This window comes from Mycolicibacterium austroafricanum (assembly GCF_000612725.1).
Classification (GTDB): domain Bacteria; phylum Actinomycetota; class Actinomycetes; order Mycobacteriales; family Mycobacteriaceae; genus Mycobacterium; species Mycobacterium austroafricanum.
The window spans coordinates 1-22,412 of sequence record NZ_HG964453.1 but is presented as its reverse complement, the minus strand read 5'-3'; the positions used below and the strand labels follow the sequence as shown (position 1 = coordinate 22,412).

21 protein-coding genes are annotated in these 22,412 nt (G+C 65.2%); 2 read left to right on the top strand and 19 right to left on the bottom strand.

What is annotated here, in order from left to right; all coding sequences use genetic code 11:
* Positions 1–15 precede the first annotated feature (15 nt).
* A complete protein-coding gene (locus BN976_RS13970; protein ID WP_036371516.1) occupies positions 16–909 on the top strand; it encodes a DUF4097 family beta strand repeat-containing protein in 894 nt (297 codons plus the stop codon).
* Here BN976_RS13970 and BN976_RS13965 read toward each other — a convergent pair.
* Positions 906–2,243 carry a flavin monoamine oxidase family protein gene (locus tag BN976_RS13965; protein ID WP_036371514.1) on the bottom strand — a complete coding sequence of 446 codons (1,338 nt, stop codon included), beginning with the start codon at positions 2,241–2,243 and terminating at the stop codon, positions 906–908. The two genes, BN976_RS13970 and BN976_RS13965, sit on opposite strands and share 4 nt — an antisense overlap.
* Positions 2,243–3,265 carry a nitronate monooxygenase gene (locus tag BN976_RS13960; RefSeq protein ID WP_036371511.1) on the bottom strand — a complete coding sequence of 341 codons (1,023 nt, stop codon included), beginning with the start codon at positions 3,263–3,265 and terminating at the stop codon, positions 2,243–2,245. Before BN976_RS13960 ends, BN976_RS13965 begins: the two co-directional genes overlap by 1 nt.
* A gap of 73 nt (positions 3,266–3,338) precedes the next feature.
* Between BN976_RS13960 and BN976_RS13955 the strand changes: the two genes are divergently transcribed.
* Entirely contained in the window at positions 3,339–3,746 is a 408-nt protein-coding gene (locus tag BN976_RS13955; RefSeq protein ID WP_036371509.1) for a VOC family protein, read from the top strand.
* Positions 3,747–3,813: 67 nt separating this feature from the next.
* Here BN976_RS13955 and dmpG read toward each other — a convergent pair whose 3' ends face one another.
* The 17 genes from dmpG to BN976_RS13870 all read right to left on the bottom strand — a co-directional run bounded on the left by dmpG (position 3,814) and on the right by BN976_RS13870 (position 22,309).
* The gene (gene dmpG, locus BN976_RS13950) at positions 3,814–4,827 is read right to left on the bottom strand and encodes a 4-hydroxy-2-oxovalerate aldolase (RefSeq protein WP_011781545.1); all 1,014 of its coding nucleotides are present in this window, start codon (positions 4,825–4,827) and stop codon (positions 3,814–3,816) included.
* Positions 4,824–5,732, bottom strand: a complete 909-nt coding sequence (locus BN976_RS13945) for an acetaldehyde dehydrogenase (acetylating) (RefSeq protein WP_049778253.1) — start codon at positions 5,730–5,732, stop codon at positions 4,824–4,826. The genes dmpG and BN976_RS13945 overlap by 4 nt, the downstream gene beginning before the upstream one ends.
* Positions 5,733–5,776: 44 nt before the next feature.
* On the bottom strand, positions 5,777–6,628 hold the full coding sequence (locus BN976_RS13940; RefSeq protein ID WP_199558949.1) for a 2-keto-4-pentenoate hydratase: 852 nt from the start codon (positions 6,626–6,628) through the stop codon (positions 5,777–5,779).
* 105 nt (positions 6,629–6,733) lie between these two features.
* Entirely contained in the window at positions 6,734–8,185 is a 1,452-nt protein-coding gene (locus BN976_RS13935) for an MCE family protein (protein ID WP_011781548.1), read from the bottom strand.
* On the bottom strand, positions 8,186–9,316 hold the full coding sequence (locus BN976_RS13930; RefSeq protein ID WP_011781549.1) for an MCE family protein: 1,131 nt from the start codon (positions 9,314–9,316) through the stop codon (positions 8,186–8,188).
* Positions 9,313–10,632 (bottom strand): MCE family protein, encoded by a 1,320-nt coding sequence (locus tag BN976_RS13925; protein ID WP_011781550.1) that lies wholly within the window; start codon positions 10,630–10,632, stop codon positions 9,313–9,315. Before BN976_RS13925 ends, BN976_RS13930 begins: the two co-directional genes overlap by 4 nt.
* Positions 10,629–11,921, bottom strand: a complete 1,293-nt coding sequence (locus tag BN976_RS13920; protein ID WP_011781551.1) for an MCE family protein — start codon at positions 11,919–11,921, stop codon at positions 10,629–10,631. The genes BN976_RS13925 and BN976_RS13920 overlap by 4 nt, the downstream gene beginning before the upstream one ends.
* The gene (locus BN976_RS13915) at positions 11,918–12,946 is read right to left on the bottom strand and encodes an MCE family protein (protein ID WP_011781552.1); all 1,029 of its coding nucleotides are present in this window, start codon (positions 12,944–12,946) and stop codon (positions 11,918–11,920) included. The genes BN976_RS13920 and BN976_RS13915 overlap by 4 nt, the downstream gene beginning before the upstream one ends.
* A gap of 30 nt (positions 12,947–12,976) precedes the next feature.
* Entirely contained in the window at positions 12,977–14,389 is a 1,413-nt protein-coding gene (locus BN976_RS13910; protein WP_011781553.1) for an MCE family protein, read from the bottom strand.
* A gap of 3 nt (positions 14,390–14,392) precedes the next feature.
* Positions 14,393–15,238, bottom strand: a complete 846-nt coding sequence (locus BN976_RS13905; protein ID WP_036371505.1) for an MlaE family ABC transporter permease — start codon at positions 15,236–15,238, stop codon at positions 14,393–14,395.
* On the bottom strand, positions 15,235–15,945 hold the full coding sequence (locus BN976_RS13900; protein ID WP_051558453.1) for an MlaE family ABC transporter permease: 711 nt from the start codon (positions 15,943–15,945) through the stop codon (positions 15,235–15,237). Before BN976_RS13900 ends, BN976_RS13905 begins: the two co-directional genes overlap by 4 nt.
* Before the next feature lie 226 nt (positions 15,946–16,171).
* On the bottom strand, positions 16,172–16,804 hold the full coding sequence (locus BN976_RS13895) for a 3-oxoacid CoA-transferase subunit B (RefSeq protein ID WP_199558960.1): 633 nt from the start codon (positions 16,802–16,804) through the stop codon (positions 16,172–16,174).
* A gap of 47 nt (positions 16,805–16,851) precedes the next feature.
* On the bottom strand, positions 16,852–17,550 hold the full coding sequence (locus BN976_RS13890) for a 3-oxoacid CoA-transferase subunit A (RefSeq protein WP_036371501.1): 699 nt from the start codon (positions 17,548–17,550) through the stop codon (positions 16,852–16,854).
* Positions 17,551–17,553: 3 nt separating this feature from the next.
* Positions 17,554–18,441, bottom strand: a complete 888-nt coding sequence (locus tag BN976_RS13885; RefSeq protein WP_036371499.1) for a hydroxyquinol 1,2-dioxygenase — start codon at positions 18,439–18,441, stop codon at positions 17,554–17,556.
* A 2-nt stretch (positions 18,442–18,443) separates the two neighbouring features.
* Complete coding sequence (locus tag BN976_RS13880) at positions 18,444–19,499, bottom strand: maleylacetate reductase (protein ID WP_036371498.1); 1,056 nt, start codon at positions 19,497–19,499, stop codon at positions 18,444–18,446.
* Positions 19,499–21,292 carry an FAD-dependent oxidoreductase gene (locus BN976_RS13875; protein ID WP_036371496.1) on the bottom strand — a complete coding sequence of 598 codons (1,794 nt, stop codon included), beginning with the start codon at positions 21,290–21,292 and terminating at the stop codon, positions 19,499–19,501. The genes BN976_RS13880 and BN976_RS13875 overlap by 1 nt, the downstream gene beginning before the upstream one ends.
* Positions 21,293–21,520: 228 nt before the next feature.
* On the bottom strand, positions 21,521–22,309 hold the full coding sequence (locus BN976_RS13870; protein WP_051558431.1) for a PucR family transcriptional regulator: 789 nt from the start codon (positions 22,307–22,309) through the stop codon (positions 21,521–21,523).
* Between the last annotated feature and the right edge of the window lie 103 nt (positions 22,310–22,412).

Here is a 22,412-nt window from a genome sequence, read left to right as displayed (position 1 = left end):
CCTGGAAGGACTCCCATGACCTCCTCTGTGACAGCCGCAGCCCCACCGCCGGCCCCCGCAACCCCACCGCCGCCACTGTCCCCCGGCGGCCGCACCGCCGTCCGCGTCCTGCTGATCCTCGCCGCCACAGCCCTGGTGCTCGGCACCGTGGCGGCACTGACCACCGCGGCGTTGGGGGTCAGCACATTCCGGGTCGTCAAGGACTCCATGCCGCTGCCGCGCACGCTGACTTCGGTGGTCATCGACACCGGCTCCGTCCCGGCGGCGGTGCGCATCACCACCGACCGGGCCGCCCGTGATCCGCGGGTGGACATGCGCATGGTCAACTCCACCCGCGCGGGCTCAGACCCGTTGGCGGTCACCGCGGACGGCACCACGGCCCGGGTGACGATCGACGCCGAGCCCTCGGAATTCCTGCAGTGGGGACGGGCCGGCGAGATCACCCTGGTGCTGCCCCCCGAACTCGCCCGCCGGCTGACCGTGACCACCCAGCAGGAAACCGGCGTCGTGTTCGCCCAGGCAGACATCGACCAGTTGTACGCGCGGACCGTCGACGGGGCCGTCTTCCTCAGCGGCTCGGCACGCCGGATCGAAATCACCAACGAGCACGGCGATATCACCACCCGGGAGCCGATCGCGGTGTCGGATTCGTTCCGGGCGACCACCACCACCGGCGACGTCAACGTGGACTTCTCCGAGGCCCCCAAGACGGTGGACGCCGAGACCGAACACGGCGACGTCGTCATCTCACTGCCGCCGCCGGGGCCGTACTTCGTCGACGCGACGACAGGCATGGAGCACGGCACGACGGTGGTGCGGGTGCCCCAGACCCGTGATCGGGGCAGCGCTGCGGCGGTGGTCACCGCCCGGACCGAGACCGGCGACGTGGTCGTCGAGGAGCAGCGCTAGCGCAGGATGCGGTCGGCCTCCCGCAGTCCGCTCAGATAGGCGCCGTGCACCGTGGCGAAGAACTCGGGATGGGTGGCCTCACCGGCGAAAGCGACCCGGTCCGCCACCGGTTCGGCGAGCGCCTGTTGATCAGCGGGACTCGAGCCCACGGCCAGGAAGCTGTAGGACCCGCGGGCGTACGGGTCGGCGGCCCACCGCGTGACGAGGACGCCCACCGGGTCGGGGGCCCGCAGCGCAGCCAACACCTCGCCAACGGTCTGCTGATCTGAATCCGCTTCGCGGGCGCGGGCGTTCGCCCCGCCGCGCAAGCCCACGAGCAGGGGGACGTCGGTGAACCGCAACCCGTTGACCAGATCGGAGACCGGCTGAGCCCCGCCGGCGATCCCCAGCATGTCCGAGTGAATGTCGTACGCCTCGGTCCAGAACGGTTCGTCGAAGACCAGCACCACCTTGTCGAGCAGCCCGAACCCGAGCCGTTCGACGGCGGCGCGCTTGGCTTGCGGCAGTGGCGGATCGAACACGATGACGTCGGCCTTGAGCACGCCGAGCGGCACGGTGACGATCACCCTGTCTGCCCGCAACACCTCCTGCGCGGTCTCGACGGTGACGCCTGCGTCGTCGTACGCGATGCGGGTGACCTCGGCGTCGAGCCGGATGTCCAGATCCCGTGCCAGAAGGTCGATCAGTTGCCGGTAGCCGCCCGGCAGGATCAGATCGGGGCCGTCGAACTCTCCTTCGCGCCCGAACCAGCGCAGCGCCAACTCCTCGGGATCGGCCGCGTACTCGGCGCCGATCGCGGCGGACACCATCCACTGCATCAGTGGATCGTCGAGATCGGCGCCCGTCCGCACCAGTCCATCGGCCAGTGACGCATCGGGGCCGGCGTCGGCGGTCATCGGTTCGATCTCGTCGAGGACACCCACCCAGTCGCGCGAAACCTCCTCGACCGCAGCAGGATCGACCACCCTCCCGCCGTCCAGGACAACCACGTCATCGAAGTTCGTCTCCACCGTGCGGGCGCCGGCCTGCGCAGCCAGGCCGGTCAGCGGGTTGCCCTGCGAACCGTGAATCCAGGCCGCCCCCAAGTCGACCGGCAGCCCCAGCGAGGTGTCCGTCCAGGTGCGTCCGCCGATACGGGAGCGGGCCTCCACCACCGTCACGGGCACACCGGCGTCGGTCAGGCGTCGCGCGGCGGCCAGCCCGGACATTCCCGCACCGACCACCACCACGTGCCCACGCGTCGTGTCGCCCCCACCGCCGCACGAGGTGAGCAGCGGCGTGGCCGCCACTGCGCCGAGTCCGAACGTGAACTGCCGCCGGGTCAGCGCGATCATCAGTCTCGACCGATCAACGTGTCCATGATGTCGCGTACCGAACCGCCGCCGGCCTGCCGGAACCCGCTGCCGGCCCAGATGTTGACCGCCTGCGGATCGCCGGCCCGTACCGCCGCGGCCCGAAGCGGGCTGGTCAGGTAATGCACCTCGGGGTAACCGAACGGCGCCTCCGCTTCGTGCTCGACGATGAACCGGTTGCGCAGTCCCCGCGCGTACCGTCCGGAAAACGCTTTCGTGACAGCCGTTTCGGTGAACTGCGGGTCGATCAGCGCGGCCCGATGCACCGGGCTGCTGCCCGCCTCGTAGGACAGCAGGAACGCGGTGCCGAGCTGCGCGGCGACCGCGCCGGCCTGCCGGACCCGGCGGATATCGGTGGCGGTCATCAAGCCGCCCGCCGCGACGACGGGGATCGCGTGGTCGGCCGTGACCGCGGCCAGCAGTTCGTCCAGTGGCTGCCCGGAGGGCGTCGCGGTCGGGTCGAAGGTCCCGCGGTGCCCGCCCGCCGACGGGCCCTGTGCCACCAGGATGTCGACGCCGCAGTCGGCGGCCAGCCGCGCTTCGGCCGGCGTGGTCACCGTTGCCGCCGTGGCGATTCCGGCCGCGCTGAGACGGCGCCGCTCCTCGACGGTGGGCAGCCCGAACGTGAACGACGCCAGCGCGGGCCTCAGGTCCAGCACCACCTCGAGCTTGGCGTTCCAGTGGTCGTCGTCGAACCGGGGGGCGCCGAGCTCGGTGCCGTAACGTCGCGCCTCCTCCGCCAACCTCTCCGCATAGGCCGCGACCGCCGCAGGAGTGCCGGCACTGGGTTGCGGCACAAAGAGATTCACCCCAAGCGGCCCGGTGGTCAGCTGTTGCGCGGCCCGCACGCGTTCAGCGAACGCGTCGGCCGTCAGGTAGCCGGCGGCGACGAAGCCCAGACCGCCGGCGTTCGTGCCCGCCGCCGCAAGCTCGGGCGTCGAGGGTCCGCCTGCCATCGGGGCGACGAGCACCGGCACGGACAGGTCCCGGACGTCGAAGCTCACCTGCTGTTCGTATCACGACCGACGCACCGTTGACGCTGGAACCGGGCCGCCGGCGGTTCTATCCTGGACTGCGATGGCCATCACCCTCAACCACACGATCGTCGCCGCGCGAGACAAGACAGCGTCCGCCAACTTCCTGACCGAGTTGTTCGACCTGCCGAGTCCGAAACCGTTCGGGCCCTTCCTGGTGGTGTCCGTCGGATCGGACAATCCGGTGAGCCTCGACTACGCCGAGGTGGGCGAGGACGAGGACATCCACCCCCAGCACTACGCGTTTCTGGTCTCCGAGGACGAGTTCGACGCGATCTACGGGCGCATCCGCGAGTGGGGGCTGCAGCACTGGGCCGATCCCCGAAGCGCGCACCCGGGCGAGATCAACCACAACGACGGCGGCCGGGGCGTGTACTTCCAGGATCCCGGCGGCCACTACCTGGAGATCCTCACCCGCCCGTACGGATCTGGCGGCGGGTCGGCGTCTTAGTGGATTGTTCGATACATTTTTTGTGACGGCTTGACGTAGCTGCGCCAAGGATCCGGCGGACGCAGAGTCACGGGACTCCAGCCGAGAGACTCAGTGCTATATCGACGATCATGTCCTCTTGTCCGCCGATCAAGCCGCGACGACCGACCTCAACGAGAATGGCTCGGGTGTCGACCCCGTAGCGGGCGGATGCGTCCTCCGCATGTCGCAGGAAGCTCGAATACACTCCCGCGAACCCGAGGGTCAGGGTTTCCCGATCGACTCTGACGGGTCGATCCCGCAGCGGCCGGACGATGTCGTCGGCGGCATCCTGCAAAGCGAACAGGTCGCAGCCATGCTTCCAGCCGAACAGGTCGGCCACCGCAACGAACGGCTCGATCGGACAGTTTCCCGCACCGGCGCCCTGACCGGCCAGCGAGGCGTCGACCCGGGTAGCCCCTGCCTCCACCGCCGCCACGCTGTTGGCCACCGCAAGCGACAGATTCTCATGCGCGTGGATACCGATCTGCGTCGACGGCGCCAGCACATCGCGGTAGGCGAGAACCCGATCGCGGACATCGTGCATTGTCAGGCGGCCGCCGGAGTCTGTGACATACACGGACTGGGCGCCGAAGGACTCCATGAGCTTGGCCTGAGCGGCCAGGTCGGCAGGCTGGGCCATATGGCTCATCATGAGGAATCCGCTCACATCCATGCCGAGCTCGCGCGCGTGCGCGATGTGCTGCGCGGCAATATCGGCCTCCGTGCAGTGGGTCGCGACACGCACCGACCGAACGCCGCGCCGGTACGCTTCGTCCAGTTGGGCCACCGTACCGATGCCCGGCAACAGCAGGGTGGTAACGGTGGCGTTTGTCACCGCGCCCGCGACCGCGTCGATCCACTCCCAATCGGTGTGGCTACCTGGACCGTAGCTTAGCGAGCTGCCCGCCAGTCCGTCGCCGTGGGCAACCTCGATCGCATCCACACCCGCACGGTCTAGCGCTGCCGCTATCCGAGCGACATTGCGTGGGCTGATGCGGTGCCGGATCGCGTGCATACCGTCGCGCAGCGTCACGTCCTGGACGTATACCGTCGTGGTCATGCGCGACTCCTTCTCGGGGCCTCGGCATGGTTCAGCCGCTCTGCGATTCCTTCCCCGACCCGCAAGGCGGCCGAGGTCATGATGTCAAGATTGCCCGCGTAGGCGGGCAGATAGTGAGCTGCACCTTCTACCTCGAGGAAAACCGAGATCTGCGTGCTGACTGTTCCCACACCCGCCGGCAGCAGTGTCCGGACGTCGGCGGCGGACACTCGGTCGAATTGGACCTCCTGTTTGAGGTGGTAGCCCGGGACGTAGCGGGATACCTCTTCGACCATGGTGCTGACCGAGTCGCGAACGGCGTCCTGATCAACATCGCCGGTGAGGCAGAGAACGGTATCTCGCATGATGACCGGAGGATCGGCGGGATTGAGGATGATGATGGCCTTGCCCCGCGCGGCGCCACCAACGCTCTCGATGGCTTGCGCTGTGGTTTCGGTGAACTCGTCGATGTTAGCCCGCGTTCCCGGCCCGGCTGATTTGGATGATATCGAGGCAACTATCTCTGCGTAGGCCACCGGCGTCACCTGCGACACCGCCGCAACAATGGGGATAGTCGCTTGCCCGCCACAAGTCACCATATTGACGTTGTCGACATTGCGGTTCAACTGGTCGGTGAGGTTAACTGCGGGCACCACGAACGGCCCGATAGCGGCCGGCGTCAGATCCACGAGATACTTGCCGAATTTCCTAAGCGTTTCGGCGTTCTTGATGTGGGCCCCGGCCGAGGTCGCATCGAAAACGATGTCGATCTCGTCGAATTCGTCGAGCGCGAGTAGCCCCTCGACTCCCTCGTGAGTGGTCTGCACCTTCAGGCGACGCGCGCGAGCCAGACCGTCTGAGTCAGGGTCGATACCCACCATCGCCGCCACCTCAAGCAAGTCCGACACCCGGAGCACCTTGATCATCAGGTCGGTTCCGATGTTCCCCGAGCCGATTATCGCCACCTTCCTCACGGCTGCAGCTCATCTCGATGGCCGAGCCAGGCGGAAACCTCTCCGAGAGAACTGATTTCGGCAGTCACCTTTGACCCGGGCGCGACCGGAACCATCGCCCCGAGCGCACCCGATAGGACGACCTGTCCGCCCCGGAGTGGACGTCCATACTGCCGGGCCGTCCGGGCCAGCCACAGTAGAGCCTCGAGTGGGTCACCCAGACATGCAGCGCCGGTCCCTTCCGACACGGGCTCACCGTCGATGAACATGCGCATCGTGACTTCTCTGGGAACGAAGTTCTGCAACGGGATCCGGGAACCGGACAGTACGTAGAGACCACTGGACGCGTTGTCCGCGACGGTATCGGTGATGCGGATGTCCCAGTTGGCGATTCGGCTGTCGACGATCTCCAGCGCCGCCGCCGCCCATGCCACCGAGTCCCGCAAAGTCGGCATGTCGATGTCAGGGATGTCCAGGTCGCGTGACAGTCCGAATGCGATTTCGGCTTCGACTTTCGGCTGCAGGAGCAGGTGCGCGGGTACGCGCGTCATCGACGAGACATCCATGTCGGCGAACAACACTCCGAAATCGGGTTGGTTGACCCCGAGTTGCTGCTGAACGGCCGGGGCCGTCAGACCGATCTTGCGGCCGGTGACGACCCCGCCACCGTGGATCCGATCGTTGACGATCGCCTCTTGGGCCTCGTAGGCCAGAGCGATGTCGGACTCGCCGAGGATGTCACGGACAGGCGCACAAGGCTTCCGTTGTGCCGCGGCATCCATCAGACGTTTGGCCGCCCGGCCAGGCCCGTCGGCCAAACCCGCGGAAGGCCGCTGGTTTTCCTGCGCAATAGGATCAGAGACGTGCATGACTTCGACTCTGGTCCATGTAGGCCTTGCGCGGATGCCACAAGTTCCACCGCGTGGAAACCGCACGCCGGAACGGCGAATCACTTGCAGTTCCGGCGATTTCACTCAGGTTCCGGGCGGTGTCAGCATGGACTGCCAGCTCTTCTCGGCCGGGCCCGTCTCGGCCAGGTTCGATTGCGTGTACTCCCGCCCGTCGGGCGCGAGGTAGGTGCCGGTCGCCGGGTCGTACTCGGCGATGGGTAACCGCGGCAGCGGAAGCTCTGGTGATTCCGCCTGGTCAGGGGTCGCGTGATGCACCTGGGGTACATCCTGTCCGGACATCGTGGCGTTCGGGTCGCCCTTCCAGTTGTAGCCGTCGTTCAGCGGAACGTACTGCTGATCGGATTCACACATTTTCACCGAGGGCGCGCGCTTGCCCGGCACGGTGAGGCAGGGATAGTTCTTCGCTCCCCGCACGTTGAACGGTGAATCCTGGGGTGTACGGCAGTACAGGTCCCCCTCGGGACGGTCGGGGTAGTCCACCAGTGTCGGATTGCGCCGCTGTTGCGGCGGCAGGAACCCGGTGACGCAGGGCGGCGGAAGATTGATGTTGAGCGCCACACTCTGATACAGGCCACGGTAGCCGTCCTTGGTGTCGCCGTTGGCCATGGTGCCGCCCTGGGCGCCTTCGACGAACGGCGGGAGCAACACGAGTAGCTGCTCCAACGCGGGCTGATAGGCCACCGCGACCTGGCCCACCGTAACCAGATTCGCCATCAGCACCGGCAGCGTCGGCTGAAAACGTTGGAAGAGCGTCTGCAATTCATCGAAGCTGGGGCCGACCTTTTCCAGCACGCCGGCCAGCTCTTCGTCGCGATCCCGGAACTGACCGGCGATTTCGGCCATCTGGGACGACCAGTCCTGGATGGCCGCGCTGGTGTCGACCTGAGTATCCAGCACCGGCGCCGTCCCTTCGATGAGAGCGACCAACGGTTCGAGGTTCTTGCGCGCGTCGACGGCCAGACGCGTCGAGCCCTCGACGATACGCGCCAGCTCTGGCCCCAAACCACCGAATGCACGGTAGCTTTCGTCGACGAGTACCGACAGGTTCTGGTCCGGTATCGCCTCGAAGGCCCGGTTGGTGCTTTCCAACAGCGTGTTGACGTCCGGTGGCACCGAAGCCCGATCGCGGGGGATGACGTCGCCGTCGCGAAGCGGAGGTGCAGCAGCCCGCGGTGTCAGCGCCACGTACTGCTCACCGATGGCGGTGACACTGTGAACGGCAGCGTCGAGGTCTGAGGGAATCGGCACGTCGGTGCGCAGCGACAACACCGCCTCGACACCCGAAGCGCCGAGCCGTACATCGGTGACCCGGCCGACATTGGTGCCGCGATAGGAAACGTTGCCTGTCGCGTAGAGACCTGCGGCGTCGGGTAGTTCGACGATCACGGTGTAGCGGCCTACCCCGAGCCAGGTCGCCGGAGCGTTCAGGTACCCGAAGCCCAGGACCCCGAACGCGCCGAGCGTCACGGCCATGAACAACGCAAGTTGGATCCGGATCCGTCGACTGAGATGCATTTACCGACCTTGCTCGTGGTGATATGGCGCAAGCAGCGGGTTGCCAGCGGTGTACGGGCTCGGCAGTTGTCCGATGGTCCGGCCCCATTGCAGTTCGAGGGCGGTAAGGTCTCCTTCCCACCGGGTGCCGGTAAGCAGCCCGGCATCCAATCGGTTCAACGTCAGGTCGAGGACCATCGTGAGGTTGCCGTAGTCACCCCGGAACCACTTGGTCAGGTTCTCCTTGGGCCAGATCGTCGTCAACAGGCTCGCCGACCGGGTGAGAGACGGTCCGGCGGCGGCCAACGCGGCGAAGACCGGGCCGAGGTCGCTGACCTCCCTGACGAGGTTCTCCTCGCTCTTCTCCAGGGTTTCGGTGGTGAGAGCGCTGAGCCGACCGAACTCGACGAGTGCTTCCACCATGTTCTCGCGTTGATCCTTGAGCACTGTGAGCGCTTTCGGGATCGTGCGTAGCGCCGCATCTAACGTTTCCTGCCGCTCACCGAATCGGCTGACGAGACGGTTGAGGCTCTCGGTCGCGGCAATGATGTCATCGCGCTGCATGTTGAGGCTTTCCATGAACATGCCGACCTGTTCGTTGAATCCGCGCAGGTCGTCTTCGCGGCCGTTCAATGCAGTGCTGAATGCCGCTGTGATGTCCTGCATCTGGCCGATTCCTCCGCCGTTGAGCAGGAATGACAGCGATGCCAGGGTCTGTTCGGTCGTCGGGTACGACCGGGTATTGGACAGCGGGATCAGCGATCCTTCGCGCAGCCGTCCGACCGGCGCTGCGTCGATCGGCGAGAACAACTCGACGTGCAAGGTCCCGAACAGGCTGGTTTGGCCCACGGCCGCATGGGTGTTGGCCGGCAGCTCAATGTCACCATCGAGCTTGATGGTGGCCAACGCGTGCCAACCCTGTCGCTCGATCTTGACGACGTTGCCGACGGTGACGTCACCGACGCGGACCCGGGAGTTGGGTTCGATGTTGCTCACATCGGGCAGCTGTGCGGTCACGGTGTACGCCCCGGATCCACCGCCCGCGGTGCCGGGCAATGGCAGCGAGTTCAACCCGCGCCACTCACAGCCGGCCACGCACGTGACCATCACGGCCGCGACCATCGCGGCGCCCAGCTGCAGGATGCGCTTCACCGTCCACCTCCGGCGGGAACCATCAGCCCCTGCAAGCCCGCAGCGGGGTCGGTACTGATCGGCGGCTCGGATTGCTCTGGTGGTGCTGCAGGGACGGTGTTGGGATCGGCCGCCGCTGGCGCGTGGTAGTCCGGCCGCATCCGGTCGTCGCTGTAGGTGATTTCGTTCGGGCGCGCTTTCGCCCCGGTGACGGGGATCAGCGCAGGACTGATCGTGGTGCCGATCGGCGGGAAGTTGTACTGACGGTTCTTCAGGATTGGCGCCAGATACTGCACGCACAGCTTCGCTGCCTGCTCGGCACCGAGCCGGGACGCCGCCTGCACCCCACCGCAGATGAACTCGATCGGGTTGGCGAAGTTGTTGACGGCCAGTGCAGACGCTGCACCCCCGAGCGCGGGGTAGTACATGTTGTTGTAGTTGGACAACACGTTCGGTGCCAGATGCAGGATCTGCTTGATGTCGTCGGTGCTTTCCACCAGGGCGGTGGAAATCGAACTGAACTTCTCGGTGGCGGTGCCGAGCGGCTCTCGATGCTCGGCCACGAAGTTCGTGATGTCGGTCGAGACCGCGTCGATGGCGGCGATCGCCTGCCCGACCTCGCCGGGGTCATTGGACAGCACCTCCGTGACCCCTGCGAGGTTTGAATTGAGTTCACGCATCAGTACGGTGCTCGACTGCAATGCCGAGACCAGCACTGAGAGGTCTTCTACGGTGCCGAACACGTCATCACTGTGATCGCCGAAGGCCGACATCGCCTGTGAGAGTTCGATGACAGCCTTGCGCATCTGATCGCCTTGGCCCCGCAGGTTCTTTGCCGCGGTATTGATGAACTCGCCCACCGGGCTGAGCTGGCCTGAGCCTGACGGTTGCATGCTGTCGCTGAGCTTTTGAAGTTGCACCCGCAGATCGTCGTACTCGACCGGCACAGCGGTCCGTTCCAGCGGGATCGTCGCGTCGTTGCCGATCGTGGGCCCTTCGGTGTAGGCCGGCGTGAGCTGGATCGCCCGAGCCGTGACCAGCTGCGGGGAAATTATGGCTGCGTGAACACCTGCCGGTATCTGATATTCGTCCGCGACATTGAATGTGATCCCCACCTGATGCGGCTCCGGCTCGATCGATTCGATCTCGCCGACCTTGACCCCGAGGATCAGCACATCGTCACCGGGATAGATTCCCGTGCTGCTGTCGAAGTAGGCCACCAACTGGGTTTGCGACGATGAGCTCCAGGATCGCACGGACACGAAGCCGATTGCTACCGCGAGCACCGCAACAAGGACCAGCGCGATGGGCAATCTCAGTTTTTCGACTCGGCTCATGTTGGCCCCCCGGTCTCAATGGGACTCCCTGGTTCGGGCGACTGTGGTGGTGCCGGAGCGCTCCCGGCTGGCGTGGTGCCGGCCGGCGGTCCTGGCGGCGGCCCTCCGGGACTCGGCGCAGGGCGCGGCTCCCGGTACGGGTAGCGCTGATCTCCGGGGTTTCCGGTGATCGCGTCGGGCAAGGTCAAGTGCGGGTCCCCCGCCTGGCCGGTGCGCGGATAGGGCACGGGTAGCGCCGGTGTGGCCGGCTGACCGGTCTGAGGGTCACTGAGTTGCGAGGGCAACAGAACGTTGGGATCGAGGCCCAGGTCAGAAAACGCTGCTTCGATGAAAGGCTGGATGAACTGTCCGGGAAGCAGATTGGTGATGTAGGGCTTGAAGAAGGGTCCTGCGGAAACGCTTTCGCCGAGCGACAGCATGAACGGATGGAGCAGTTTGAGGGATTCCTGCACCTTGTCCCGGCGATTGTCGATCAACGCCATGACGCCGCTGAGCTTTTCCAGCGCAGGACGCAGCGAAGTGCGGTGCTCGTCGATGAGGGCAGACAGTTGTTCGGTTAGATCCGAGATGTTTCCGGAGATGTCATCGAGCGCTTCGCGTTCCACTCGTAGTTGCGCCAACAACGCGGCGGAGTGCTCAATGAGCGTGACGACCTGATCGGTCCGGTCAGCCAGCACGGTGCTGGCGCTGCGCGCGTTGGCGAGCAGGTCCCGCAGCTGCTGATCGCGGCTGTTCAGCGTGGCTGAGAAGCGCATGACGCCCTCCACTGCATTCTTCAGATCATCTGGGGTGTCGGCGAACTCGGCCGCCAGCGTGGCGAGTGAGTCGTTCAGGGACGTCGTGTTGAGATTGCTGATGGTCGACGACAGGTCCCCCAGTGCATCCGGTAACTGGTAGGCCGGGGTTGTGCGGTCTATGGGGATCGGTTGGGCGAGTGAATCTGCACCGCGGGGAGTCACTTCGAGCACCTTCAGACCGAGAAGGCTGTTTGTCTTGATCGCCGCCTCGCTACGGTCGCCGATGGCGATGTTCTCCCCGATCTCGAAGTTCACCAGAACGCGACCGCCGTCAAGGTTGATATCGGAGACTTTCCCGACCTTGTGTCCGGCGACCTGTACGTCGGCGCCGGGTTGCAGACCGCTGGCTTCGGTGAAGTACGCGGAGTACCGCTCTCCGCCGGAGAAGACGGGAAGCTTGTCATACTGTAGCGCCGCCAACACGACTCCGGCTGTGACGCCGACCCCGATCGCGCCGATGACTGCCAGGTTCCGCTCCTGTAGAGGTTTCATCGTGGCGCGCACCGTCCTGAATCCTGCCCAGCCACTTTGACATACACCGGCTGGCCGCCCTTGCCGTTGACTTTCAATACGAGATCGCAGAGGTAGAAGGCGAAGAAGTCGCCGTAGATGCCTTGTCTTCCGAGCACCCGGTAGGCGTCGGGCAGGGTCGCAAGCAGGTCGTCGACGTACTCATGATCAGACAGAACGACGCTGTTCATCCGGTCGGACTGGGCCACCGTCTCAGCGAACGGCGGTCTGATATCGGCCAGTAGATCGGTGATCGACGCGGCCGCAGCGTTCGAGTGCGATACCGACTCTCCGATGTCGGTCTTGCGTGCCGCCAGGCCTTCGACCAGTTGCGACAGTGAGGTGACCGCTTCATCGAAGTTGTCGCTCTCGTCGGCAAGCGATCCGAGGACGGTGTTGAGGTTGGTGATCACTTCTCCGATGAGCGCATCCCGGTCGGCCAGGGCGGCGGTCATCTCGGCGGTTTGGGCCAGGAACGAGTTTATGGTGGTCCCCTGCCCTTGGAAAGCCTGGACCAGTTGCGCGCTCAAGGCATTGACCTGGGTTGGATCCAAGGCTTTGAACAATGGCCGGAATCCGCCCACCAAGGCGTCGAGGTCGAGGGCTGGCTGGGTGCGCGCGACTGGGATGGTGCCACCGGGTTCCAGTGCCTGCACTGCACCGGCGCCCTCCTGCAACTCCAGATACCGGTCGCCGATGAGGTTGTCGTAGCGGATCAGCGCGCGTGTACCTTCGGTCAACAGCACCGAATCGTCAGCGCCGAACGTCACGGTGGCGGTCCCGTCCTCGTTCACCGCGATGCGTTTCACCTTGCCCACTTCCACCCCGGCGATGCGCACGAACTCGCCCGCCTTCAGCCCGCTCACGTTCACGAACTGTGCGTCGTAGTGGTTCGAAGGAGCGAACCGCAGCTGCGCGAAGATCATGATCAGCGCGAAAGTCCCGGCCGCGCATGCCATGGTGAACAGCCCGAGACGTGCCGCCACGCCCGGCAGGTCACTTCTCATCAGCCCAGTCCTCTCGATTGCGTTGGGCGGTCACGGGTTCGGCGCCGGGTGCGACTGTGGCGGAATGCCGGTCCCGTAGGGCGGAGGTGGGTTGGGTACACCCGGCACTGGGGGCGGTGGCATGCCGGGTGGAGGAGCTGCCCATAACGGAAGACCGTCCGGCCCGTACAGGGATCCGCCATATGGTGGCGATCCGGGATACGGCACCGGACCGATCGCCGGCGGACCCATGCCCCGTAGGCTCGGCGGCTCGGGCACAGCGCGGGTGACCGGCAGGAAGTTCCCCCACCATGGGTGTGCGATACCCGGGTTGGGCCGCAGGTCCAATCCGGTGCCGTAGCCCGTGTCGGTGACCAGGTGACGCACCGGCCAGTTCTTCGACACATCAGGTAATGAGCCGCAGCCGGGCTTGCCGTCGGCACCACCGGTGGCCGCGACCTTCGGCAGATGGTCGGGGTATCGGTACGGATCGGTTGCCCAGGTCAGACCGGCGTCAAGCACGATCGACTTGCCGTTGCCACCCGCTGCGTCGTACCAGCCGCGGTCCAGCGCCAGCTTTGCTCCCTGCAACAGGCAGGTGTACTCGGGCGAATACTTCAACAGCAGCGCGGTAGTCGGAGCGAGTATGTTGACCGCTTCCGGGAAGCTGTCCCGGGTGCTGCTCAGCAAGTCCGTGCCGGTTTGGCTGAAACCCATTGTGCTCAGCAACAGTCGGTCCAGATCGTCGGCGTGGCTGGTGATCGTGGCGCTGGTGGTGCTGGCTCCTTGGAGGATGTCCAGGATGTCGGGCGCGGCCTCTGCATAGGTGTCGGCGAAACCCTGCAGGGACTGCCAATCCCGCTGGACTGTCGGCATCAGCGGGTTGACCGACGCCAGAACCTGATTCGAGGCGGTGATGGCTTCGCCGATGCGCTCGCCGCGGCCGCGGACAGCCTCCGCCCACGCGTTGAGCACCGCGTTGAGTTTCGCCGGGTCGATGTGCTCGAGCAGGTGCACAAGGTTGTCGAACACCGTGTTGACCTCGATGCTGACGTTGCGCGAGACGAGCTCAGCGCCGGCGGCGAGGCGCTGGCCACTGGGCTGTTCGGGGTATACCAGATCGACGTACTTGGCGCCGAATATCGTGGTGGCACGCACCTGAGCTTCCACGTTGGCCGGGATGTGGCTGATCTGGTCCGGGAAGATCTGCAGCTGCAGACTCGCGGCTTGGGCACCGTGTCTGATGTCGCCGACACGTCCCACCTCTACGCCGCGCAGCTTGACCTTGGCGCCCGGTTCCATGACCAGTCCGGACCGCTCCGAGGTCAGTGTCACCGGCACATAGCTGCGGAATGTGCCCGCGAACAGCGACCAACAGATGAAGATGATCAGAGCGAGTGCGGCACACAGGGCCAGGCTCCACCATGCCGGGCGGACCTTGCGATGTCCTTGGTAGTGATTCATCGGCTAACCCGAGAAGTTGAAGTCGCCGGTCTGGCCGTACAAGGCCAGGGAGACAAACATCGTCATCACCGTCGCCGCGACGAGTGAGGCTCGTACCGACTGACCGACTGCCTGGCCGACCCCGGCTGGTCCCCCGGCCGCGTTGAAACCGTAGTAGGTGTGCACGAGCATGATGACCACTGCCATGGTCACGGCAAGCAAAAAAGACCAGACCACGCTGTCGGGGTTGAGGAAGGTATAGAAGTAGTGCTCATAGACGCCGACTGACTGGCCGTAGAACACCGTGGTGCCCACCTTCGCGGCGACGAACGCACTGATCAGCGCAACGCAGTACAGCGGGACGACCACGAGAGTTCCAGCGATCAACCGGGTCGAGGCCAGATAGGAGACTGATCGCACCCCCATCACCTCAAGGGCGTCGATCTCTTCGTTGATCCGCATTGCGCCGAGCTGCGCTGTTGTCCCGGCGCCGATGGTGGCAGCCAGGGCTATGCCCGCGATCAGCGGTCCGATCAATCGCACGTTGAAGAAGGCCGAGATGAATCCGGTCAGAGCTTCGACCCCGACCTGTGACAACTGATTGAAGCCGATGACCGCGACCAGGGCTCCCACCGAAACAGTGAGAAAGCTGACGATGACGACGGTACCGCCGATCACCGCCAAGGCGCCGACACCGAAGCCCATCTGCGCGATCTGTCTCAGAATCTCCGCGCGGTAGTGAATGGCCGCGTCGCCGGTGGAGCGCAGCGTATGGCCATAGAACAACGTTTGCAGGCCGAGCCGGTCCAACCCGGCCGCCCACTGAGACAGTCTGCGCTGCAACCGAAGCGGGGGGCTCACCGCGCTCAACTGAGCACCTCGATTGCTACCGCAGACGTGACGATGTTGATGCCGAACAGCGCCATGAAGGTGAATACGACTGTTTCGTTGACGGCGAGGCCGACACCGGCCGGCCCACCACCTACCGACAAGCCCTTATAGCAGGCGATAAGACCTGCGCAGAGGCCGAACATCGCCGCCTTGATCAACGCGACCACAACGTCGCCGACCCCGGTCAGCAAGGTCATGCCGGCCGCAAAGGCGCCGGGTGTCACGTTCTGGATGAAGACACCGAACACGTAGCTACCGACCAGGCTCACCAGGATCACAGCCGAGGACAGCATCACCGCCACGAAAGACGCCGCGAGCACGCGAGGAAGGACGAGTGCCTGTAGCGGATTGATGCCCATCACCCGCATCGCGTCGATCTCATCCCGGATTGTGCGCGCTCCGAGGTCTGCGCACATGGCGGTGGCGCCGGCGCCGGCGACCACGAGAACCGTCACGATCGGGCCGATCTGAGTGACAGCGCCGTACGCCGCGCCCGTCCCAGAGAAGTCAGCTGCCCCGAACTCGGTGAGCAGAATGTTGAACGTGAACACCAGTAGGACCGAAAACGGGATGGCCAGTAACAGCGTCGGCAGCAACGACACGCGTGCGACGAACCACGATTGACGCAGGAACTCCTGCCAGGCAAAAGGCCGGCGCGACAACAACATCATCGTGTCGACCGACATGGCGAAGAGCCCGCCCAGGCCCTGCAACGACCGGGTCAGCACGATGCCCACCTCCGGAATCGGGGTTTTCGCAACGGGGGTTCCTGTTGCGCGCTCGGGTGATATGCGGGGACTGCGCCCGAGTTGTGTGATCGCAATCACCCGCTTGACGATAGGCGCTGTGCTCCCAGACCATCTCAGCTCGCGTTCCACCCTGCGGCACGAACCTGAGGGGCCTTGTGAGTGGTCAGGGTCCGGTCCATGCATCGATTCGGCAATCACCGAGCCGGTTCTTCAACTCCGCCAGCGAAATACCGAATGTTCGCCTGACCTGTATTCCGCTCGGGTGGACATCGAGTACCGCGTGATCGGTGTAGATCCGGCTGACACAGGCCACACCGGTAAGCGGATAGCTGCATGCCGGGACCACTTTTGGGACACCAGCCTTGGTGAACATCGACATCATCACGAAGACGCTCTTCGCGCCGATCGCAAGGTCCATCGCCCCGCCCACCGCAGGGATGGCGTCCGGTTGCCCGGTGTGCCAGTTGGCGAGATCACCGGAATCGGAGACCTGGTAGGCACCGAGCACGCACACGTCGAGGTGTCCACCGCGCATCATCGCGAAGGAGTCCGCATGGTGGAAGTAAGCTGCCCCAGGGAGTTCGGTGACCGGCTCCTTCCCGGCGTTGGTCAGGTCGGGGTCGACGGCCACTCCGATGGCTGCCGGCCCCATGCCCAACATGCCGTTCTCGGTGTGCAACACCACCCCTGAATCCGCGGGAAGGTGCTCGGCGATTTTCGTAGGGTGGCCGATTCCCAAGTTGACATATGAACCCGGGGCAATGTCCTTGGCGATCAGGATCGCCAGTTCGTCCATTGACAGGGGTGGGCGGTCCGTGCGTTGCACCACCTCGTGCGCGGCGGTCACGAAGCCGCCCCGCCGATCGGCGACCTGGGCCCTGGTATCTGCACCAGGTCGTCGACATAGATGCCGGGGGTGACCACCGCTTCCGGATCGAGTTGCCCGGAACACACAATGTGCCGGGCCTGAGCGATGGTGGTTGTTGCCGCAGTGGCCATTACAGGTCCGAAGTTGCGTGCGGTCTTGCGGTATACGAGGTTTCCGGCGCTATCGGCCGTATCGGCGGCGATCAGTGCAAAGTCCCCGGAGATCGGATACTCCAAGAGGTAGGTTCGATCACCGATCTTGCGGCTCTCCTTGCCCTCGGCCAGTGGTGTGCCCACGCCAGTGGGACAGAAGAACGCGCCGATACCCGCACCGGCGGCCCGAATTCGTTCGGCGAGGTTGCCCTGCGGGACGAGCTCGAGCTCCACGCGCCCCGTTCGGTAGAGCTCGTCGAACACAAACGAGTCGGACTGCCTGGGAAACGAGCAGACGATCTTCCGCACCCTCTCCGCTTTGAGCAGCGCTGCGATCCCGACCTCTCCGTTGCCGGCGTTATTGGACACTACTGTCAGGTCGCGGGAGCCTTGCCGGACTAACGCATCGATGAGGTCGAAAGGCATTCCGGCCAGACCGAATCCGCCGATGAGAAGGGTCGCCCCGTCGCCGATCTCTGCGACTGCGTCATCAGCAGACTCATGGATCGTGGTGAAGCTCACCCGTCACGCTTCCGCCGGCGCCAGCACGATGTCGAATTGGACTGCCGACCAGGGGCCGTCGATACTGCGGCCACCGGGTGCAGACGTTGTCGAAGGTCGCTGAAAATCCTTGACCAGGCTGTCCTTGACACCGAACACCGTGTCGCTGCCCAGGTACTCGTCACCGCGCACGAAGATGTGGGTGACCAGCCTCCGGAGGCCCGGCGCGGTAACCATGAAGTGCAGGTGTGAGGCGCGCATCGGCGACCGGCCGACCGCTTCAAGCATTTCTCCGACCGGTCCGTCGTGCGGGATAGGGTAGGGCGTAGGCGTTATGGCCCAGAAGCAGTACGTGCCGTCGGCGCCGGTGTACAGATGGGCGCGTGCCGCGGTGCGGCCGTCCCCGTACTGCACGTCGTAAAACCCCTCCGCGTCGGCTTCCCAAACCTCGATCAGGGCATTGGCGACCGGGTTGCCGCTGGTGTCGGTGACTGAACCGTGTACCCAGCAGGGTTCGCCGGCCGCGCCACCGGAGATGTCGCCGCCCATCGCCACCTCCGGGCTGCCCTCGGCGAAGAACGGTCCGAACACGGTCGCTTCGGTGGCGTTCTTGTACGCGGCATTGTTGATGGCGATGGTCTGCATGGATACCCCGAGCACGTCCGACAGCAGGATGAATTCCTGACGCTTGTCGTCGGTGATGCGGCCTACCGCGGTGAGGAACTCGATCGCCCGAGTCCATTCCTCCTCAGTGAGCCGGGTCTCGCGCAGGAACGCATGCAAGTGCTCCACTAACGCGTACATCAACTCCTTGAGTCGCGGATCGGTGCAGTTGTCGAACGATCGCTGCACCCGGTCGATCAGGTCGAGTTCTCGGCGATCCTGCTCCGCCGCGATCGCGGCATCGGACATGGTCACTGCGGTTCGTCTCCTTCCCACGCCGCACGTAGCAGCGCAGCGATTCCTTCCGGTGTCACCGGGGTCGGGTTCGACGCCGGCGCGACCGCGACGATCGCGTCTACCGCCTCGGCCAGACCGCTCTCCGGCATTCCGTAGTCCCGTAGCGCCGACGGCGCATCAAGCGCACGGCGCAGATTCGCAAGTCCGGTCTGCGCCGACTCTGAGTCGAACGCCCGCGCTATGCGCTGCTGTGCCTCTTCGGCATTGGATGCGTTGAAGGCGAGGACGTGGGGTAGGACTATGGCGTGGGTCTGGGCGTGCGCAAGGTTGAAGATGCCGCCCAGCACATGACAGATCTTGTGGTGCAGCCCCGAGCCGGCCGCGGAGAAGGCAGCGGCCGACAGATACGTACCCTGAAGGGCCAGCTCGCGTCCCGGTATCGCCGACGCGTCGGCGGCCACCTTCGGCAGACCTGCGTTGAGTGCGCGGATACCCGCCTCGGCCAGCGCGGAATTGATCGGGTTGGCATTCGGCGCCCACAGTGAATCGACGCAATGCGCCAGTGCGTTGAGGCCGCTGGAGACGCTCATGTCGACGGGCAGGCTGAGGGTGAGCGCCGCGTCGTAGATGATCGCCCGGGGCAGGACCCGCTCGTCCACACCGGTGGTCTTCTTCGCTCCCTCGGTCAATCCCCAGACGTTGGTGGCCTCAGAGCCGGCGTACGTCGTCGGTACGGCGACGATGGGCACACCGGTGGTCAGCGCGACGGCTTTGGCCAGGCCGGTGGTAGACCCGCCACCCACCGAGACCACCGCGTCGGCATGCCGGTCCGTCGCCACTGCGCGGGCTCGTTCTGCCACCTCGATCGGCACGTGCATCGCGACCTCGTGGTGCCATGCCGCCACCGGCAGCGCGCCGGCAATCGCTCTGGCCAAGTCTGCTTCCTCATCGGCGGCGATCACCATGACGCGCGAAACCCCAAGCGCGGTGATCTCTTCGGCGAGTTGTCCGGTTGCCTCCCCAGTGGCGAACCGGACACGTTGGCGGTGTCCTTCGTGGACGAACCCCATCAACCGCGTCCCAGGATCTGTGCCATCGCGGTGCGAAGCGCGGCGTGCGGCTGATCCGGCATGGACATCGACCGCCAGGCGATGTGTTTGTCGGGCCGGACCAGCAGTGCCCCATCCTCATCGACTTCGCGCAGCTTGGCCCAGTCGTAGTACAGGTCGGTCACCTCGCGACCGGGACCAATCACAACGGTCCGCAGGGGAATTCCCAATTCATGGCCGACCTTGTCCGCCGCGCCCGCCCAGGCCTCGCCGGCGATACCGGTGATAACCGTCCACTCGGTGTAGGGCGCCAGGTCCATCAGTGCCAGCTTGGTCCTGCTGTCCCCGACCCAAGCGTGCGGGAGATGCGAGCCCGGCACAGTTGACATCTCGTAGAACAACTCCGGGTCGCGTGCGGGGATGGGCAACGTTGAGCCCTCGGAGACCACCGCAGCGGACTGGTATGTCTGGCCGAGGTCGACGCCGTGGGCATTGAACTCGTAGTTTTTCAGCTCCATCGCCGCTACCAGCGCCTCGCGCATGGCGGCCCCGCGCGGGGTGGCGGCCTTGCGCTCTTCGATGCGCGCGGCCATCTCCTGCTCATCTTTGGCGTCGAGCAGCCCGAGCACTTCGAAGAACTGGCCGTACTCACGACTGGACTTGTTGGCCCGCTTGACAATCTGCTCGGCTATCGGGGCACGTTCGGCCGAATAGGTCTCCAGCAGAGCCGGATCGGCCTGCCCGCGCAGTACCGCGGCAATCTTCCAGGCCAGGTTGTAGGAGTCCTGAATGGAGGTGTTGGAGCCCAGCCCGTTGCTCGGGGGATGCCGGTGCACGGCGTCACCCGCGCAGAACACCCGCCCCTGCTGCAGGTGGGTGGCGTACATCTCGTTGTTGCCCCACAGGCTCGCGCCGGTTATCTCGACGGGCAAGTCCGAAATGCCGAGCAGTTGCCGGACGATGTTGACCGCTTCGTCCTCATCGAGTGCCGGTGGTTCGTCGTTGATGTCATAGCCCCAGACGATCAACCACTCGTTCCAGGGGCGCACCATCCGCACCAGCCCCGCGCCGATTCCGCCCACGTTGGCACCCGGCTGGATCACCCAGTACAGCACCGAGGGCCGGTGCGCGACATGAGACGCGATGTCGGCCTTGAACGTGATGTTCATCGACCCGGCGATATCCATTGCCCCCTCGAAGGGGAGTCCGATATCGGCGGCGACCTTCGAGCGGGCGCCATCGGCACCGATCAGATACTTCGCCCGAATCGTGTATTGGTTGCCGGTAAGCCTGTCGCGCACCTGTACATCCACTCCGCTGGTGTCCTGGGCGTGCGATACGTACTCGGTGGAGAATCGCGTCTGGGTGCCCCGGGATGTGGCGTTGCGCACCAGGATCGGTTCCAGATAGGTCTGCGGAATGTCCACCAGTTCACACGGTGAGGCCAGTCGGTAGTCGGCTTCACGATCCGGGCGGGTTCCCCAGGTGTGGATCCGTCCGATTTCCTCGCCGGCAATCGAAGTGCAGAACACGGTGTCCCCCACAAGTGCGTGGCGGGTCGCGTCGGCGAGCACCTGATCCTCGATACCCATGTCGCGGAAAATCTCCATCGCCCGCTGATTGGTGATGTGCGCACGGGGGGTGTCGGCTGTCCACCGGTACTTGGTGATCATGATGTTCGGTATCCCGAGCGTCGACAGGAACAATGCCGCCGAGGCGCCGGCGGGGCCGCTGCCAACGATCAGTACATCGGTCTCGATGACAGCCGAATCAGGCAACGGCGTTTCGGCAATTCCATCGTTGAATTCGGGCACTCGACTACACCTTCCTCTTGTCCACCCGGATCGCTGTGCGGCGGGTCCGGACGGCGTGGTGACGCGATTCCGTCCTCAGCGGCGTGTCCCCGCCCAGCGGTCAAGGGGCCGTCGATGCACGACAACCGTTCGTGCTCTTCGCTTCCGGGGCTCTACGGGCGTCACCAAAGATTCTGCGCAGCGACCACTCACCATGGTGATGGTCGATTGCCACGAAGGATCAACGAGTCATTGGACGTTTTCGCCAGCGGAAGAAGGGGCTTGCCGGCTGTCGTTGGGTCCGAGTCCGACGACACCTCTCAGGCGTAGTGCCAGCAGAATGAAGAACCGCTTCTCGGGGTCATCCAGGTCCGTCTTGAGTAACCGGGCAATCCGGTCCACCCGGTACCGCAGGGTGTTGACGTGCAGATGCAGCGCCCGTGCGGTTTCGGCAATCCGCCTGTCGTGCTCCAGGAAAGCGTGCAGGGTGTTGAGCAGATCCGATCCGTCGCGGCCATCGGCATCCAACAACGGTCCGAGGGTCTCCAGCACCGCGCCGAGCAGGGCGTCGGTGCCCCCCACATGGGCGAACAACCGATACATGCCCAGCTCCGCCGATGACACCACCGCCTTGCCCGTCCTGCTCTGCGCGGCAACCTGTCTGGCGAACAGTGCCTCGCGGACCCCGAGCGGATAGTCGTCCGCCTTTCGGCATACCGGACCGATCCCTGCGGTAAGCCGCTCCGGTCGGCAAGCCGTGACGATCGACTCCACCTGGCCGACCAGCTTCGCCTCTTGCTCGACCTCCGGCACCGGACACAGGAGCACGACGTCACCCCCATAGGTGGTGGAGTATCCCCCACTGATGCGCGACCGCATCTCACGCCGTATGCGGTCGAGCAGCATCCGGTCGACGGGTCTGTCACGACCGATGCTGACCAACACGCGAGGCACCGCGGGGTTCATACCGAGCAAGGCGGTTCGTGACCACAACCGTTCCAGTTCCTGGAAGTCTCCGGTCAGCAGACTGTGCACCATTTGGTCGGTGAGCGCGAGCTCGGTTGGCAATGTCAACTTGAATTGGCCCCGGTGTGACGACGTGATTTGGCTCCACCTCGGTCGGGTTGGGGCTGTCGCGTTG

Coding starts and splice junctions, on each gene's coding strand:
- BN976_RS13970 (WP_036371516.1), top strand. CDS start 16: ATGACCTCCTCTGTGACAGCCGCAGCCCCACCGCCGGCCCCCGCAACC.
- BN976_RS13965 (WP_036371514.1), bottom strand. CDS start 2,243: ATGATCGCGCTGACCCGGCGGCAGTTCACGTTCGGACTCGGCGCAGTG.
- BN976_RS13955 (WP_036371509.1), top strand. CDS start 3,339: ATGGCCATCACCCTCAACCACACGATCGTCGCCGCGCGAGACAAGACA.
- dmpG (WP_011781545.1), bottom strand. CDS start 4,827: ATGACCACGACGGTATACGTCCAGGACGTGACGCTGCGCGACGGTATG.
- BN976_RS13945 (WP_049778253.1), bottom strand. CDS start 5,732: ATGATCAAGGTGCTCCGGGTGTCGGACTTGCTTGAGGTGGCGGCGATG.
- BN976_RS13940 (WP_199558949.1), bottom strand. CDS start 6,628: ATGCACGTCTCTGATCCTATTGCGCAGGAAAACCAGCGGCCTTCCGCG.
- BN976_RS13935 (WP_011781548.1), bottom strand. CDS start 8,185: ATGCATCTCAGTCGACGGATCCGGATCCAACTTGCGTTGTTCATGGCC.
- BN976_RS13925 (WP_011781550.1), bottom strand. CDS start 10,632: ATGAGCCGAGTCGAAAAACTGAGATTGCCCATCGCGCTGGTCCTTGTT.
- BN976_RS13920 (WP_011781551.1), bottom strand. CDS start 11,921: ATGAAACCTCTACAGGAGCGGAACCTGGCAGTCATCGGCGCGATCGGG.
- BN976_RS13915 (WP_011781552.1), bottom strand. CDS start 12,946: ATGAGAAGTGACCTGCCGGGCGTGGCGGCACGTCTCGGGCTGTTCACC.
- BN976_RS13910 (WP_011781553.1), bottom strand. CDS start 14,389: ATGAATCACTACCAAGGACATCGCAAGGTCCGCCCGGCATGGTGGAGC.
- BN976_RS13900 (WP_051558453.1), bottom strand. CDS start 15,945: ATGTCGGTCGACACGATGATGTTGTTGTCGCGCCGGCCTTTTGCCTGG.
- BN976_RS13895 (WP_199558960.1), bottom strand. CDS start 16,804: ATGGACGAACTGGCGATCCTGATCGCCAAGGACATTGCCCCGGGTTCA.
- BN976_RS13885 (WP_036371499.1), bottom strand. CDS start 18,441: ATGTCCGATGCCGCGATCGCGGCGGAGCAGGATCGCCGAGAACTCGAC.
- BN976_RS13880 (WP_036371498.1), bottom strand. CDS start 19,499: ATGGGGTTCGTCCACGAAGGACACCGCCAACGTGTCCGGTTCGCCACT.
- BN976_RS13870 (WP_051558431.1), bottom strand. CDS start 22,309: ATGGTGCACAGTCTGCTGACCGGAGACTTCCAGGAACTGGAACGGTTG.